Genomic DNA, 15,854 nt, shown 5'->3' with positions numbered 1-15,854 from the left:
AGGAAATAACAATGGAACGTAGAAGTTTTTTGAAGGCGAGTGCGGCACTGGGTTGTGCGGCGACAGTGGTGGGGTGTAAGACGGACTCGGATGAGGTGAATGTGGTGCCGCCACAACCGCCATTAACCGAAGAGCAGATGAACTGGTCATCTTGTACCTGTAACTGCGCAGCGTCTTGTGCACTGAAAGTAATAAGCCAAGATGGCGTAGTGACCCGAGTTGAAAGCGATAACCTAGGTACTGATAAAGGAGTGGAGTTACAGTCCAGAGCTTGCCTTAGAGGACGAGCTAGTCGTCAAAAAATTTATGCAAATGATCGCTTAAAAGTACCCATGAAAAGGGTCGGTAAGCGAGGGGAAGGCAAGTTCATACCTATTAGTTGGGATGAGGCCTATTCAACCATAGCCTCTGAGTTGAGACGAGTAATTGATACCTATGGCAATGATGCCATTTATTGGCAGTATGCATCAGGGACCAACCAATTCAGGGCCGGTGGTCGAGAATCTTCCAAACGATTATTGAATTTGTTAGGGGGCTTTTTAGATATGTATGGCTCCTATAGCGCGGCTCAGATTGCACCGGCTTCGGTGTATACTTTTGGTGACATGAGCTCCAGCGCTTATAAGCAAATGAATAATAGCGATCTCATCTTGTCTTTCGGTTTTAATCCATCTGAAACGAGAATGAGTGGTAGTGGTGGAGGCTTAGATTATTCTCTGGCTTGTCAGCAGGTGGAAGCCATTATTGTCGATCCTAGATATTCTGAATCTGCTTTGGGTAAAGAGCATACATGGTTGGCCATTAGACCAGGCACTGACGCAGCATTATGTGAGGCTCTCGCTTATCAACTTATTTCTCAGAACCAACATGATCAGGCATTCTTAGATAAGTATTGTGTCGGTTTTGATGAAAAAACTCTACCTACTAGCGCTCCTGCTAATGCTGACTATAAGTCATATATTCTTGGTAACAGTGATGATGGTATAGCAAAAACGCCAAAATGGGCTGCTGAAATAACCGGTATTCCAGAACTAAACATTATTAAATTAGCCGATAAACTTGCAGCCGCTAATGCGCCATATATCACTCAAGGATGGGGACCGCAACGTCAAGCAAATGGAGAGCAAACCTCTCGGGCAATATTCATGTTGCCTCTGTTGGTCGGAAAATTAGGCATAGCAGGAACGAATAATGGCAACTGGCCCAGACATGCTCATTCTCTGGGAGCTATGCCAATAGGAACCAATAGCATCAAAGCTAAAATCCCTTGTTTCATGTGGACTGAAGCAATAACTAATGGCGTCAACATGACTGCTGTTGAGCATGGAGTACAAGGCGTTGAAAAATTAGAGAATAGCATTAAGTTTATCTGGAATTACGCTGGTAACACAATGATTAACCAGCACTCTGATACGTTTGGAACCGCAAAAATATTAGAAGATGAATCATTATGTGAATTTATCTTAGTGCATGATGTTCAGATGACACCAAGTGCAATGTATGCCGACATTCTATTGCCAGATGTGATGGATCTTGAGCAGCACGATATTGTGGCGAACCCAGGTACAGATATGGAAACCATCATTGCAATGACGTCTTCTGTTAAGCCTCCTTTTGATGTTAAAAGTTGCTTTGAGGTTTGTCTTGAACTTGCAAAACGAATGGGAGTGGAAGATGGATTTACTGAAGGGCGTAGTTACCAACAATGGGTTGAGTTTGTCTACGAGTCTTCTAGAAAACGTAATCCAGCTTTACCAACCTACCAAGAAGTCATCGAACAAGGGCTAGTAAAGGTTTCCCAGTCAGGAGAAGGTATTGTGATGGATAAATTCATCGCATCACCTGTTGAAAATGCATTGAATACTCCTTCTGGTAAAATTGAGATTTATTCAGAGCGTCTGGCCCAGATGAGTGAAAATTGGGTGTTGCCTGAGGGGGATATTATCAGTGCGATCCCTAAATTCTGTGATACGTGGGAGGGGGCAAGAGATACAGTCACCCAGGAAAAGTATCCGTTACAGATGATTGGTCATCACACTAAGGGACGTACACACTCCAGTTTCCATAATATCCCATGGCTTAGGGAAGCGGTTGAAGATGCGGTATGGATGAACCCAATCGACGCAGACAGTCGAGGATTAAAGTCTGGTGATACCGTTATTGTCAACAGCAAAAGGGGAAGTGTCAGAACGGTCACAAAAGTGACGCCAAGAATTATGCCGGGTGTTACTTCATTGCCGCAAGGGGCATGGTTTAAGCCTGAAAACGGGGTAGATATTGGAGGCAATATTAACTCAATAACCTCTTTACGCCCGAGTCCATTAGCGAAAGGGAATCCCCAACACACAAATTTGGTGCAAATCAAAAAGGCATAAGGAGTAGAGATAAATGACAACGAATACCCAATATGGATTTTATTTTGACTCAGTTAAGTGTACAGGCTGTAAAACCTGTCATATGGCATGCAAAGACAGATTAGTAGGGCTTGAGCGGCCCAATGATGATGTTGTTGCCAATGGTGCTGCTGATATGACAGGAGTCTTATGGCGCCGAGTATACGAGTATGGCGGTGGTTTTTGGACACAAAATACTGTGGGTAGTTACGACCAAAATGTATTTGCTTATTATATGTCGGTCGGCTGTAACCACTGTTCTGAACCTGTGTGCGTTAAAGCTTGCCCTACCGGGGCCATGTATAAACGCCGCGAAGATGGCTTAGTTCATATTGCACAGGACCTATGTATCGGTTGCGAAAGCTGCGCCCAAGCATGTCCTTATGATGCCCCTCAATTAGATAAAGGGCGTAAAGTAATGACTAAATGTGATGGTTGCTTTGACCGTTTATCAGAAGGTAAAAAGCCAGTTTGTGTTGAGTCTTGTCCGATGCGCGCATTGGATTTTGATACAATGGAAAATCTTGAGGCTAAATATGGTAAAGGTGATAGCCATATCGCACCACTGCCATCACCAAGCATCACGTCACCAAACTTGATCATAAAGGCGAACAGGAATGGTCAGTCTGTATCGGGTGGAGAGGGGCAGATCTTAAACTTCCCTGAAGTGTAGTTAAACTATACGTGGTGCTAATTCTATTGAGCGCCATTTTATTATTTTATTCCAATAGGGTTCTGTTTTTCTGGACCCTATTCTCATTACTCCCCAAACAGGTTTAACATCATCTCCATTGAAAACTTATAGTGGAAATAGATTCCACTAATCCCTATCCAGAGCTGCAAGGGATCGCACCCGTTTTACGTAGCGTTTTTTTGAGCGCCCTAGGTGAGGTGATGATTCATACTTTCGTTGAAAATGGGCTAGATGACACTTGGCCAGAGTTGACAGGTTCTGAAGCTAACCATCAGGGTAAGACGTTACTCACTTCATTTTCTAGTCAATGGAACCTTGAGCTGTTAACTGAACTGAAACTCGATTATGGTCAACTCTTCGTTGGTCTGGGAGGTCTAACAGTCATACCTCGAGGGTTGGTCTATCTAAGTGAACAACTATTATTCAACGACAAATTGACCTTAGCGCTAAAGGCACGCCATATACCGCGCCAGGCCATTTTTAACCTGGATCATCAATAACCTTTGGATCATATTGGTCTGTATTATGGGGTGATAGAGCCGTTGTTATGACAGTTAATCCTTGAGCCCGAAATATACAAGCCTAGAACACGTTGATCTTATTCCAATTCTGATGCAGATGTACAAACTACGCACTGCTTTGTGCAAATATTATGCGTGGGACTGTTGCACTGCGACTGCCCATTGCCTCGGTAAATCTCACCATTATCTCCGTGGTCACTCTCTAAATATCTGCTTGATCATGGCTTAAATTCTACTCTACAGCCGTCTATATCATCAGCCACGTTGATGGATATTCGTGGAATGTCTTATTTGATGCGTTGAATATCGATTTCGATCACGATTGTCGTTTTCTCTTAAATGAAATTTTTATTTGATTTTAATTAGTTTTATATCATTAACGAAAGCTTGTCATCTCCTGATTATAAACACGCATTTGTTGCGCTGAGGCGTAAAAACGTAAGAGGATTTATCAATGGAACGCAGAAGTTTTTTGAAAGCGAGTGCCGCATTGGGCTGCGCCGCAACAGTGGTAGGTTGTAAGACGGATTCGGATGAGGTCAATGTGGTACCACCACAACCGCCTGTAACGGATGAAGTTTTTAACTGGTCAGCGTGTACCTGTAACTGCAGTTATTCTTGTGCGCTAAAAATCTACAGTCGAGATGGCATATTAACTCGTATCGAGTCTGATAACGAAGGAGATGATAGATTTGGTAATCATCAATCGCGTGCCTGTTTAAGAGGCCGCTCTTATAAGCGCAAGGTATATGCACCTGATCGTCTAAAAGTACCAATGAAGCGTGTTGGCAAGCGTGGTGAGGGCAAGTTTGTTGAGATTACTTGGGATGAGGCTTTCTCTACTATTGCGAAGGAGTTGAGGCGTATCATCGATACATATGGTAACGAATCAATCTACTGTCAATATGGTACGGGCCGCTTATATTCCATGTACTCAGGTGGTCACTGGACCAAAGCTGGGCAATGGGGAGGCAAGTTGCTTAATATCCTTGGTGGCCACTTAGAGCAGTACAATACATATTCTAGTGGTCAGCAAGCTAACGCATCAAAATATACTTTTGGTGGTGGCTCTACCTCTACCTCTAATTATGCTGAACTGGCCAACAGTGATTTCTTTTTAAACTTTGGTCACAACCCTGCCGAAACAGAGATGAGTGGTAGCGGTGGTAATTATTCTCTGCATGAATTTACCCAACACGTTGAATCGGTTTTTGTTGACCCTCGTTTGTCTGACACCGTTGTCAGTAATGAAAAACAATGGCTGCCAATCCGTCCCGGCACCGATGCAATTTTATGTGAAGCTTTGAGCTATGAAATCATCACTCGTGGAGCCGCAGATGAAGCATTCCTAGAAAAGTATTGTGTGGGCTACGATGAAAAGACTCTACCTGCTTCGGCGCCTGAAAATAGTGACTACAAGTCGCATATTCTTGGATTAGGAGAAGATAAGACCGCTAAGACGCCAGCTTATGCGGCTTCTATTTGTGGGATTCCAGAATACAAAATTATAGAACTAGCAGACAAGCTTATTGCAGCTGAGCGTCCTTTTATTTCTCAAGGATTAGGCGTACAGCGTCACGCCGCTGGTGAAGTGACGGTGCGTGCAATCATCATGCTACCTTGTTTGTTAGGCAAAATAGGGATTTCAGGCACCAACACTGGTCTGTCTATAGGCAAGGGGATCAATGGTTTTTATTCTTTCTCACCAACAGGAAGCAACCCAGTTCAAGCTCGTCTTCCATGTTTTAAATGGTGTGATGCTATTGTGCGTGGTCAGGAAATGACAGCTCTTAAAGATGGTATTACAGGAGCTGAGAAATTAAGCACTAACTTAAAGTTTATTTGGAACTATGCTGGTAACACTTTAATTAACCAACATTCAGATTCAAATGGCACGGCTAAAATCCTTGAAGATGAAAGCTTGTGTGAATTTATTTTGGTGCACGATGTGCAAATGACGCCGAGTGCAAAGTTTGCCGATATTCTACTGCCAGATCTTATGGATGTGGAAGTTAACGATATCTCGGCAAATCCGGGCATCAATATTTCGACTGTTATCGCCATGACCACCAATATTGAACCGCAGTTTGATGCTAAAGGTAATTTTGAAGTCTGTCTGGAGATAGCTAAACGACTGGGTGTCGAGGGAGAGTATGCCGAAGGGAAAACTTACGATGAGTGGTTAAGAACCCTGTATAACGAGCAGGCCGGAAAACGAAACCTCCCTAATTACGACGAACTGGTAAAGATGGGGCTTTATCGTCATAAGGATACATCAGCGTCAATTGGGCTCAAGTCTTTCATCGATAATCCTACTAATAACCCATTGCGGACACCGAGTGGGAAAATAGAAATTTACTCAGAAACCCTAGCTGATATGGCTGCTACCTGGGAGCTTCCCGAAGGTGACGAGATACCTGCTATCCCTAAGTATGTAAGAACATGGGAAGGCTATGAAGATGAGACATTAAAAAAACAATATCCAATTCAGTTGATTGGTCATCATACCAAAGGCCGAACTCATTCAAGTTTTCATAGTAATGATTGGCTGCGAGAGGCGGTACAAGATTCCGTATGGATTAATAATGCTGATGCACAAGAGCTTGGTATTCAACATGGTGACCAAGTGATTATTGAATCGTTACGGGGCAAAGTGCGGGTGCAAGCTAAAGTGACATCAAGAATTATTAAAGGCTCAGCTTCTTTACCTCAAGGCGCTTGGTATAAACCTGAAAATGGTATTGATGTCGGGGGAAATGTGAACACTTTAACCTCGACTCGCCCTACGGCGATCGGTAAATGCAATCCACAACATACCAACTTAGTTAAAATCTCTAGAGTGTAAGGATAGACAATGAAAGATGAAAATACTCAATATGGTTTTTATTTTAATGCCGCCAAATGTAGTGGCTGCAAAACTTGCCACGTTTCCTGTAAAGATCGTTCTGATTTGTCTATTGGTCAGAATTGGCGTCGCGTATATGAATATGAAGGCGGTAATTGGCAAGAGTTAGCTGATGGGACATTTGAAAACAATGCCTTTGCTTATTATATGTCTGTTGGTTGTAATCATTGTAATGAACCAGTTTGTGTTAAAGCCTGTCCGACAGGTGCAATGTACAAGCGACGGGAAGATGGTTTGGTTCATATAGCGACAGAGCTATGTATTGGCTGTAACAGTTGTGCACAAGCTTGCCCCTATGATGCACCACAATTAGACCAAAATAAAAAAGTCATGACTAAGTGTGATGGATGCTCCGATCGACTTGCCGAAGGTAAGAAACCAAGCTGTGTCGAATCTTGTCCATTAAGAGCGTTAGATTTTGATACGATGGAGAACTTACAAGCTAGGTATGGTGATGGCGACGGGCATATTGCGCCGCTGCCACCTGAAAGCATTACATCACCAAATTTAATTATTAAAGCTCATAAAGATGGTCAATCAACCTCCAATGGTCTAGGAAGTATTGTTAACCACTCTGAAGTGTAATTATCTATGGCGCTAATTTTTTTGAGCGCCATTTTATCGTTTTATTCCTATAGGGTTCTGTTTATTGAGCCCTATTTTCATTGCGTTATTAGCCCTGGATTTTGAAGCCGTATTATCGAGCATTTTTAGGGCGTTTGGGTATAAGTATTATTCGTGAGGTAGAAGAATTGCGACATTGGCTGAGTACAAAATTAAAAAGACCCGCGCCTGATGAAGAGCGCGGTTCTTTGCAGGGAAACTTATATCTATCTCATTAAATGGGGATTAATCTTTTTCTTGTTCATATTGTTGCATGTGCATTTTTTCTGCTAAACCATCTGGATTGTGATGACATAAACCACAGCCTTTATCCATTGCTTTTTTGCTCGGTAAAACAGGGGGGAGATCATCACCATCTTTCCAGCGGTGACAATCCATACACGATACCGCATTGATATGGTGTTCTGTCTCAATCCAAACATGTGCTGGTGTCAGTTGCCATTTTTCGTCATGACATTCATTGCAGCTTTCAAGAGCGTGAGCTGAATAGCAAAACATAAAAATTATAAATGCTATGAGTTTTTTCATATTTCAACTCCTGCGAAATAGAAGATAGAATGTTGAGGATCTTATTTATACTTTTCCTATCTTTAAATTATACATTGAAGTTGTTTGTGATATTTTTCTAGACGTTACAATTGCAGGGTGGCGCAATATTTTCATTTTATGGGAAATGGTTTTTCACTTTTTCAGTTTTTGTAAAAGGAGATGGTTATGTTGGATGTAAGCTTTAAAGCATTATTAGTCTTTAAATCTATATATGAAACCGGATGTTGCTCATATGTTTCAAAAAGGTATGGTATCTCAAGCTCTAAAGTTAGCCGGTATTTATCTGTTATGAGGCTACATTATAAAGATTCACTGTTTATTCGAAAAAAAAGTGGTTTCATTCCTACTGAAAAATCTAAATTAATCTATCCTAAAATATGTGAAATTATTGATCTGTATTATGATATAGATATTAGTGAACCATCTTCACATTCGGAGTGTGAATATATTATAGCCGTTCCACCTACTCTATCTGTTGGACTTCCAGAGTATATTGATGATGAGTTAACTCTTATCTCTAAACAAGCAACTGTTAATATAAAACCATTAAGAGATGGAGTGTGTGATGATATTATTCAAGGGAGTGTTTCTTTAGCTATTATTCAGGATGAAAGTAAAGAGGTAAGGGAGTGTTTAAATAAATATAAAGATGTTCTGATTTCAAAACCGGTAGGAGTTGGCCAATTCGTTTATCTCGTAGCTGGTGATAAACACCCTATTTGGCACTCTGAAATTAATTTAGAAAATATTGCAACTTATCCTTTTGTTGTTACTGCAATCTCGGGCTTCAATGATAAAGTAGACCCATTTTCGGTTTACTGTTGTGAACACGAATTAGATCTTAGAATTGTTCATAAGACACATAGTTTAGCGGGACTCATTAATAAATTGAAGTTGTCTGACTCGATATCTTTCATTGGAACACAATGTGCAGTTGACTTTATTAGCATGATTCGAGGCATTAAGGTATTAAAATTACCACATACTGAATATATTCGCCTTCATTCGATGGCAAATCGGCCAAGCTATTCTCTGGTTTATCATCAAGCTTTAGAGCATGATTTTCCTGTGGGGTTTATGACATCACTAAGTCATTTTATTCTTGGACAGATTTCAGATAGTTAGCATTAATCAATTTTACTATCTTTGACACCCATCCATGCGCTGGTTATTAGGCATGAGTGTTTTATCCTGTTACGAGTTCAGACATTGCTTTTGATTACTCGTGATTACCTATCCACTCACTCATGACCACATGGGTTTTGATTTTTATAATATCTGTCTGAGCATCGATAAACTCCCGGATCTCGTGCAGTCTTCTCATTGAACTTGCTTGGACATAGACAAGTAGATCCATATCACCGGTTATCCCCCGACAGGTGATGACTTCAGGTATTGCTTGAAAAACATGCACCACATCGGCACACCTTGGGCACTGATGCTGAATCTCAAAATACGCCGATACTCCCTCTTTTTGTGACTCACTGAGTAGTACTTGATAGCCGCGAATAATACCCTGATGTTCTAATTTCTTTATTCGTTCGGATACCGCTGAGCGTGACAGACTAACGGCCTCGGCGATATGAGACACACTCTTACGAGCGTTTTGTCTTAGGCTGGCGATGATGGCTTTATCAAATTTATCCAAAGGATGGTTTCCATTCTTCTATTCATAGGTATTTAGTGATACGTCAGTTTACTCTCATCAGCCCTAGCGACGCTTCCACCATTTTGTCGGATAACTATTATTTTTCCGACAAAATGGTGGTTTAAGAGCTGTTTTTGACTGTCTGCGACGTCAGTTTGTATTTATGTAAAAGCTTATACTTAGCCTATCAATATCAATGTTTGACTACAAACTAAACAGATTTAATATCTCCGTTCAGTCTAGTTGATAATAATTTGTGACTGTCATTATGCTGGTTTTAGGTAAAAGGAAAGAGGATGAACTCGAGTGTTAAGGGGACGATAGGCCGCTGGCAGGGGGCTGGTTTAATGGCGACTACCTTGTTGGGGACGGGTGTATTTATTTTGCCCCAAATGACGATAAAGGCGGCAGGAAGCGGAGCTCTGATTGCTTGGTTAATACTGACGCTAGCTATTATTCCAGTGACCTTGGTATTCGGGCGTTTGGCCAGTGTATTTCCTCATGCAGCAGGTCCTGCCTATTTCGTTGAGAAGGCATTCGGGCGTACTTCGGGTCGAACGATTGGCTTGCTCTTCCTTCTCGTTGTGCCATTGGGCGCGCCTGCTGCGATTATGATGACGTTTAAATTTGTAAATGCGCTGGTGGCCCTGTCTGGCTGGGCTGAGGTAGCCACTGAGATTTTGTTGCTTAGCCTATTATTCGTATTGAATTTTAAAGGGGTACAAGTTTCGGCTAAATTGCAATTCGCACTCACCTTAGCCATTGTTTCCGTCATGGTGGTGTTGTATGGCGCCGCTGGTATGAATTTAAGTGAGATGGAGTCAGTTGCCACCGGAGTAAACCCAGATGTCAATCTCATCATGGTGGCAGCCAGTATCGCATTCTGGAGTTTTCTAGGTATTGAAGCCATGACACATTTGGCCAATGATTTTCGGGATCCAAAGAGAGATATGATCCCGGCAATGATTATTGGAACAGTATTAGTGGGTCTGGTTTATCTTGCTTGTACCTTCCTTTTACTCATGTTGCCGACTAGTGCTGGCGTCGCTATGGTTGGTGTATTTGATGCTTTACTTGGGGGTTATGGAGCACAAGTGGTAGGCGTTTTAGGTATTGCCAGCGGTTTAGCGACGGTAAATATCTATACAGCCAGTGCATCTCGTCTGGTGTGGAGTTTTAGTCGTGAGGGGCTATTACCTCGTTATTTCAATCATCTCAATCGTCATCGCGTTCCAGTTAGAGCGTCGGGTGTCATACTGGCCATTATGGCGGTAGTCATTGTATTAACTTATGCGACAGGACAAGACCTAGAGCATCTAATTGCTTGGACAAATGGGGTGTTTGTTATCATCTATTTTGTGTCTATGTTGGCGGCAATCAAGCTACTGAGAAAACGTTTTCTCCCATTAATCGTCCTTAGTTGCGCGTTATGCTTGCTATTGGGCTTTGCTCTGGGCATGAACATGGCTTATGCCTTGCTTTTAACTGCAAGTTTATATCCACTTTTATGGTGGCAAAAAGTGCTCTTATCTCGTAGGAAGGTTTGTCAAACTAGTTGATTTTACCCATTATTCTTTGATGGTCAGGGGAAAAATATCTGATTCTGATCTATATTTTTAGCCATATGCTATTTATTAATCAGGAGATAGATGATGGGAACAGCAGCCTTATTGAGTCATATAGATAAACTTCCGCGCTTACCTAAAGCGGTGAGTGAGCTATTGGATGTGGTTAATGATGATAGTGCTTCTATTGCTGAAGTTTCCGAAAAAATTTCTCGGGATCCTCTGGTCAGTGCAAGAATTTTACGCTTAGCCAATTCGGCTCATTATGGGCGCTGTAGGGAAGTTGGTTCGATCGACGAGGCTGTGGTTCGGTTGGGTCAGCAAACCTTAAGAACTTTAGTGATTGCCTCGGCCGTGATCGGTGCTATCCCCACGGTTGCAGGGATAGATATTGGGGAGTTCTGGGGCCGCAGTTTTGAAGTGTCTCTCTATGGTCAAGAGTTAGCTAAGCGTTGTGGAGCTGAGCCCGAAACTGCATTTACCTGTGGCATATTACATGATATCGGTGATCTACTTATTGCGACTATAGAACCGGATAAGTCGCTTCAAATTCGAGCATCTGTTGCAGATGGTGGTGATAAACCAGAGATTGAACAGGGGATCTTAGGTTATACCTCATCGGAAGTTGCGTCCCTATTAGCGCAAAACTGGCAGTTTTCATCTGAACTTGTTCAGGGCATTAAATACCAACATAACCCTAAAGCTGCCGAGCCATTCTCCTCTCAGGCTGGGATCCTTAAGTTGTCCCATATTATTTTACTTGAGTGGGATGGTGTCGATGAAAATGAAAAAACATGCTGGTTATCCCAACAGGTGACCTCAGTAGGTTTAAAGATGGAGATGGACGGTTTAAGCAGTAAAATTCAATCACTTCGAGGCAAAGGTTTTGAGATAGCGGGGCAGTTAACTTAACTGCGTCCCTTCAGTTTTGAAACGTTAGTTAACCTGAACTCGGAATAATGAGAATCAAGTTACTTACTTTCGATTGCAATATTACGCATTTGGATTAGTTCGCTGTGTTTGAGGTAGAGCAGCTCGGCTGTACGGCGCACTTATGTTGATCTTCAAATGGTGGTTTTTCTATTACCTGTTTTCCATTGCAATATTGCGCATTTGGATCAGTTCGCTGTGTTTGAGGTAGAGTAGATCAGCTGTACGGCGGATGATCTGATCTTCATATTGGCAAAGTTGACCATCAGCATAGGCTAACTTCCACATTGATAGAATGAGTTTCTGCTTCTGTTCGACGCTACAATTCTGATTAATCTCGCTAGTAAACTCATATAAAGAGGTTGAATTCTTTTGCATCTCAGTGGCTTCTTTCACGAGTTCTTCTACCTCTGATGGGACTAAAGAGAGCGCTTCAGCCAGCATAGAGGGAAGTAAGTTTGCTTCCTCATCGGAGAGAGTTTCATCTGCAAAAACCACTTCAAGTAACAGGCTTACCGCTGCTAAGTTAAGATGATGCGCCTGCTCTTCGGGGGTGACAGCTTGAGCGTGTGAAGTTAAAAACTTTTTTAGTTTTGCTATCATAAATAGATCCGCCAATGAGTGATTTAATAAATTAAGCGTATATACCCAAACTACCTGAAGATGCTCGTTTCAGAGCTCCCGTAGGATAGCTGAACAAGGCAGTGATTGAGGATAATGGTTATTCCCTTATTGATATCACTAACACAGTGCAGTTATTCTACGGGAACTCCCAAGGGCACGGCGAGAAGCAACATGTTTCTGCGTTATGATAAAGTGAATTAGAATAACTAGTCCAACTATTTCATGCCTTGAACTCCGTCACTTCTCGACATGCTGAATCCTGCATCTTGAAGTGGTTTGGGTATACATTAGAGTGGAATAGGAGAGAAGAGTTCATCTTATCGCGATTAATAAACAGATAAGATAAACTCAGTTATTGCCTAAAATGGATCTCTAGAGGACTGCGCTTAGTCCTTTCATGAGCAGATCACTGGTTCCCTGGCCGGCATGAGTATCTAAGTAACTCTTAACAATATTAACCATAGGGGCTGCAAGACTCTTAGAGATACCAAGCTTTTCAAATGCATCATAAACCTGCGCACCTCCTTGCAGTGAAGCTCCTAGATCGCCTGCTTTTGAAAGTAAACCAGCCATGCCTGACTCGTTGTCTAATGCAGGCGCTGCAGAAAGTAATTGGCCTATATCTGGGATAGCTTTGGCTATTGGGCCAAAGTCCTCTCCACCAAGTGAGGATTTAGCTAAGGTTAACAGGCTTCCAAGTCCGCCTTCAGCCTGAGATTGATTGAGTCCGAGCTGGGACATTACGTTGCTGACAAGATCCGCACCTTGGGTTTGAGTTTCGGTTGCAACAGGCTTCACTTCCTCTTTACCGAAAAGATTGTCAAACCAGCCTGCAGTTGCAGGAGCTGTGATTAAAGTGCAGCTCATAAGCAAGCCAAATAGAGTCGATAGTTTCATATTTCCAATTCCTGTATTCAATCGTGGCAGCTATTCTAGCTTTTTTAGTGTGAACAATGCATTAACTTTAACAATTGTATCTTATCGATTTGATGTTAAGCAGTTCACCTATTGTTCAATTCATCTGTGCAATAAAGGTATTTTTTGGGTATCCTATTCTGCCTATAAATCTATTATCTTTTATCTACTGGAAACGTCCATGCCATTGTCCGCGATATTTACCGAAGCTTATCACTTCTTTCGCAATCATATTAGTCAGTTAGCAGCTCTTACTGTCCCCATATTGTTTATTCAAGTAGGTATTCAATTGTGGCTGGGAATGGAGATGGCGAATGCCGATTTGGAGAATCCACAATTTGGTGGCCTACATATTGCCGCTGTGATGGCGTTATTATTGGTTTTTTCGCTCTTGATTGCCTCGTTAACTATCTTCCTTGAGATACGTTCACAGGGTCATGAGGCGAATACGGCACTTATTCTTAAAACTAGCCTGAATTTTGTACCAGGCTTATTACTTGCTGGAGTCTTCTCGGGCTTGGCTATTCTAGCGCCAGTGATGCTCTTTGCTGCATTTGGTCCTCTATGGCTCATTGGACTTACGATTAGTATTTATGTATTTGCAAGACTTGCCTATGTGAATTTTATGGTGGTGGTTGAACGATTGACTCCTATGGAAGCGATCAAGGGCAGCTTTAAATTTAGTGGACCTATCGCTTTTAAAACCCTAATGGTTTTGATGCTTTACATACCGCTTTCACTGATTGGAGGTTCACTTTCAGCGTTGGCACAATCTGTTGGTTTCCCACTCCAGTTAATCGTCGAAGTGTTCGTGGCATTTATGGGATTGTTTGTTAACGTTGCTCTATTCCGTTTATACATGGTTTCACGGCCTAAAGTGGAAGAGCAGGTTTAGTCTATTTCCAAGCTACCTAACAATAAGTTCCCGGGTATTCGCTCCCGGGAGCTCGATTCTCCGGAGACGCTGTAGTGCTAACTGATGTCGAATTTGTTACTTGTTTTTCATCTGAACTAGGTCATGATTATAGTGCCGCTAAGAGCTATGTTACTGATGTCCCCACACAAGCTTTACTTCAAATTCGCAGCCTTACTCATAAATTAACCAAGCTGCTGGCCGAGCCTGCCGGTATCATTTTCGATAGCCCAAACCTCTACGACAGAATTGAAGCCTTGAATAATAAACGGGTTATTAATGTTCGTACGACGAGGGCGATGCATAAGTTACGTGGTGATGGTAATCGTGGTGCTCATCCTGAGAAATACCATTTAACCTCCGAACAACTGCTTACGTTAAGTGAAAAGTCGATAGAGAGACTGCTTAGCTTAATTGAGTCTCTATTTCTACTGGTAACTGGAAAGCAACCTCCTGAGTATCGATTCGAAGCATTTAATTCACTGGCGGGGCGGGATCTCTGTTATCGAGCTGTGATGGAGTCAGATCCGCAGGCTCAGTATCTCGTCGGTATGTCCCTTAAGACACGTGCTTTGATGCAACGTGAACAGGAGGAAGCGCTGGCTGACAGTAATGGCGAGCAACAAGTGTTGATGACCTCCTCTTCTGACACTCTTAAAAAAGCTGAGTATTGGTTTGGCTTAGCATCTGTTAATGAGATGAATGCGCGCTATGAGTATGGCGTTGCTAAGATCCATGGCTACAGTGGTGAGGCTGATATCCCCGGCGGTGAGGAGGCTATAGCCCAAGCTGCTGAAGCGGGAGTTGTTAATGCCATGGCGCTGTTGGGTTACTTTTATCTGGTTGGGGGAAAGAGCCTAGCAATAGACAGAGTAAAGGCACTGGATTACTTGTATCGGGCTGCTGAACTGGAACAGTCGGAAGCGATGGCAAATTTGGGTGTGCTCTATTACCAAGAAGGGGAACTGGTAAAAGCTTACCAATTTATCGCTAAAGCGGCGCAAGCTGGTTTTCCTCATGCTCAATATCATCTGGCATTAATGTTGGCTCAAGGTGAGGGGTGTGAAGTGGACCCACTTGCGAGTGAACAATGGATGATTGAAGCGGCGGAGCTCGGCCAGCTCGATGCTATGTTTTCACGAGCTCAATCTATGCTTAATGATGATAATGCTGCTGAGACAGATCTTTCACAGGCTGAGCACTACTTACGTGAAGTGATCAAGTATGGCCATAGTGTCCCGGCTATGATTGAATTGAGTATAACCCTAGCTGATGGTGTGTTAGGTAAAATTGATGTGGTGGGTAGCGCGACCCTGTTAAAATTAGCTCGTGAACATGGTAATGAACAGGAGTTAGCTGTGATAGCTCCGCTTTGGGACTCTTTGTCTCAACAAGTTGATAATGTTATTGCTGTCACTAAGAGTCAATCTGAGCTTATTGCATTAATTCGAGCTCAAGAACTGCTGACTTAATAGATAGGTCATCGAACAGATAGTTAAATTTATAACTCTTTATTGCATGCAATATACCAAGTGGTTACATTAAGCCTTTAATTCAAACGGGCTGAAAAAGC

General features: G+C 42.3%; 14 protein-coding genes. 10 read left to right on the top strand and 4 right to left on the bottom strand.

Annotated elements, in window-relative coordinates; translation table 11 throughout:
• Positions 1-11 precede the first annotated feature (11 nt).
• The 5 genes from HWQ47_RS25435 to HWQ47_RS25415 all read left to right on the top strand — a co-directional run bounded on the left by HWQ47_RS25435 (position 12) and on the right by HWQ47_RS25415 (position 7,098).
• Positions 12-2,375 (top strand): DMSO/selenate family reductase complex A subunit, encoded by a 2,364-nt coding sequence (locus HWQ47_RS25435; protein ID WP_269968744.1) that lies wholly within the window; start codon positions 12-14, stop codon positions 2,373-2,375.
• Positions 2,376-2,388: 13 nt separating this feature from the next.
• Positions 2,389-3,066 carry a DMSO/selenate family reductase complex B subunit gene (locus HWQ47_RS25430; protein WP_269968743.1) on the top strand — a complete coding sequence of 226 codons (678 nt, stop codon included), beginning with the start codon at positions 2,389-2,391 and terminating at the stop codon, positions 3,064-3,066.
• A gap of 131 nt (positions 3,067-3,197) precedes the next feature.
• Positions 3,198-3,587 carry a molecular chaperone TorD family protein gene (locus HWQ47_RS25425; RefSeq protein WP_269968742.1) on the top strand — a complete coding sequence of 130 codons (390 nt, stop codon included), beginning with the start codon at positions 3,198-3,200 and terminating at the stop codon, positions 3,585-3,587.
• Positions 3,588-4,062: 475 nt separating this feature from the next.
• Positions 4,063-6,453, top strand: a complete 2,391-nt coding sequence (locus HWQ47_RS25420) for a DMSO/selenate family reductase complex A subunit (protein ID WP_269968741.1) — start codon at positions 4,063-4,065, stop codon at positions 6,451-6,453.
• A 9-nt stretch (positions 6,454-6,462) separates the two neighbouring features.
• Complete coding sequence (locus HWQ47_RS25415) at positions 6,463-7,098, top strand: DMSO/selenate family reductase complex B subunit (RefSeq protein WP_269968740.1); 636 nt, start codon at positions 6,463-6,465, stop codon at positions 7,096-7,098.
• Positions 7,099-7,362: 264 nt separating this feature from the next.
• Here the strand turns inward: HWQ47_RS25415 and HWQ47_RS25410 are convergent, their stop codons facing one another.
• Complete coding sequence (locus HWQ47_RS25410) at positions 7,363-7,665, bottom strand: hypothetical protein (protein WP_269968739.1); 303 nt, start codon at positions 7,663-7,665, stop codon at positions 7,363-7,365.
• A 186-nt stretch (positions 7,666-7,851) separates the two neighbouring features.
• Here HWQ47_RS25410 and HWQ47_RS25405 point away from each other — a divergent pair, with 186 nt between their 5' ends.
• Positions 7,852-8,811 (top strand): LysR family transcriptional regulator, encoded by a 960-nt coding sequence (locus tag HWQ47_RS25405; protein WP_269968738.1) that lies wholly within the window; start codon positions 7,852-7,854, stop codon positions 8,809-8,811.
• A 94-nt stretch (positions 8,812-8,905) separates the two neighbouring features.
• Here the strand turns inward: HWQ47_RS25405 and HWQ47_RS25400 are convergent, their stop codons facing one another.
• Positions 8,906-9,334 carry an Lrp/AsnC family transcriptional regulator gene (locus HWQ47_RS25400; protein ID WP_269968737.1) on the bottom strand — a complete coding sequence of 143 codons (429 nt, stop codon included), beginning with the start codon at positions 9,332-9,334 and terminating at the stop codon, positions 8,906-8,908.
• A gap of 296 nt (positions 9,335-9,630) precedes the next feature.
• Between HWQ47_RS25400 and yjeH the strand changes: the two genes are divergently transcribed.
• Together yjeH and HWQ47_RS25390 are read left to right on the top strand one after the other, a co-directional pair.
• Positions 9,631-10,893: an L-methionine/branched-chain amino acid transporter gene (gene yjeH / locus HWQ47_RS25395; RefSeq protein ID WP_269968736.1), complete on the top strand. Its 1,263-nt coding sequence runs from the start codon at positions 9,631-9,633 to the stop codon at positions 10,891-10,893.
• A 93-nt stretch (positions 10,894-10,986) separates the two neighbouring features.
• A complete protein-coding gene (locus HWQ47_RS25390; RefSeq protein ID WP_269971861.1) occupies positions 10,987-11,811 on the top strand; it encodes an HDOD domain-containing protein in 825 nt (274 codons plus the stop codon).
• 171 nt (positions 11,812-11,982) lie between these two features.
• On the opposite strand, the gene HWQ47_RS25380 is transcribed toward HWQ47_RS25390, so the two are convergent.
• Both HWQ47_RS25380 and HWQ47_RS25375 read right to left on the bottom strand, forming a co-directional pair.
• A complete protein-coding gene (locus HWQ47_RS25380; RefSeq protein WP_269968735.1) occupies positions 11,983-12,432 on the bottom strand; it encodes a tellurite resistance TerB family protein in 450 nt (149 codons plus the stop codon).
• A gap of 393 nt (positions 12,433-12,825) precedes the next feature.
• Positions 12,826-13,350 carry a DUF2780 domain-containing protein gene (locus tag HWQ47_RS25375; RefSeq protein ID WP_269968734.1) on the bottom strand — a complete coding sequence of 175 codons (525 nt, stop codon included), beginning with the start codon at positions 13,348-13,350 and terminating at the stop codon, positions 12,826-12,828.
• 199 nt (positions 13,351-13,549) lie between these two features.
• Here HWQ47_RS25375 and HWQ47_RS25370 point away from each other — a divergent pair, with 199 nt between their 5' ends.
• Together HWQ47_RS25370 and HWQ47_RS25365 are read left to right on the top strand one after the other, a co-directional pair.
• Positions 13,550-14,263 (top strand): hypothetical protein, encoded by a 714-nt coding sequence (locus HWQ47_RS25370; protein WP_269968733.1) that lies wholly within the window; start codon positions 13,550-13,552, stop codon positions 14,261-14,263.
• Between the two features lie 74 nt (positions 14,264-14,337).
• Positions 14,338-15,753 carry a DUF4145 domain-containing protein gene (locus HWQ47_RS25365; protein ID WP_269968732.1) on the top strand — a complete coding sequence of 472 codons (1,416 nt, stop codon included), beginning with the start codon at positions 14,338-14,340 and terminating at the stop codon, positions 15,751-15,753.
• Positions 15,754-15,854 lie beyond the last annotated feature (101 nt).

It is taken from the genome of Shewanella sp. MTB7 (genome assembly GCF_027571385.1).
Classification (GTDB): Bacteria; Pseudomonadota; Gammaproteobacteria; order Enterobacterales; family Shewanellaceae; genus Shewanella.
Note: the sequence above shows the minus strand (reverse complement) of the source record. Positions and strands in the feature narration are given on the sequence as shown.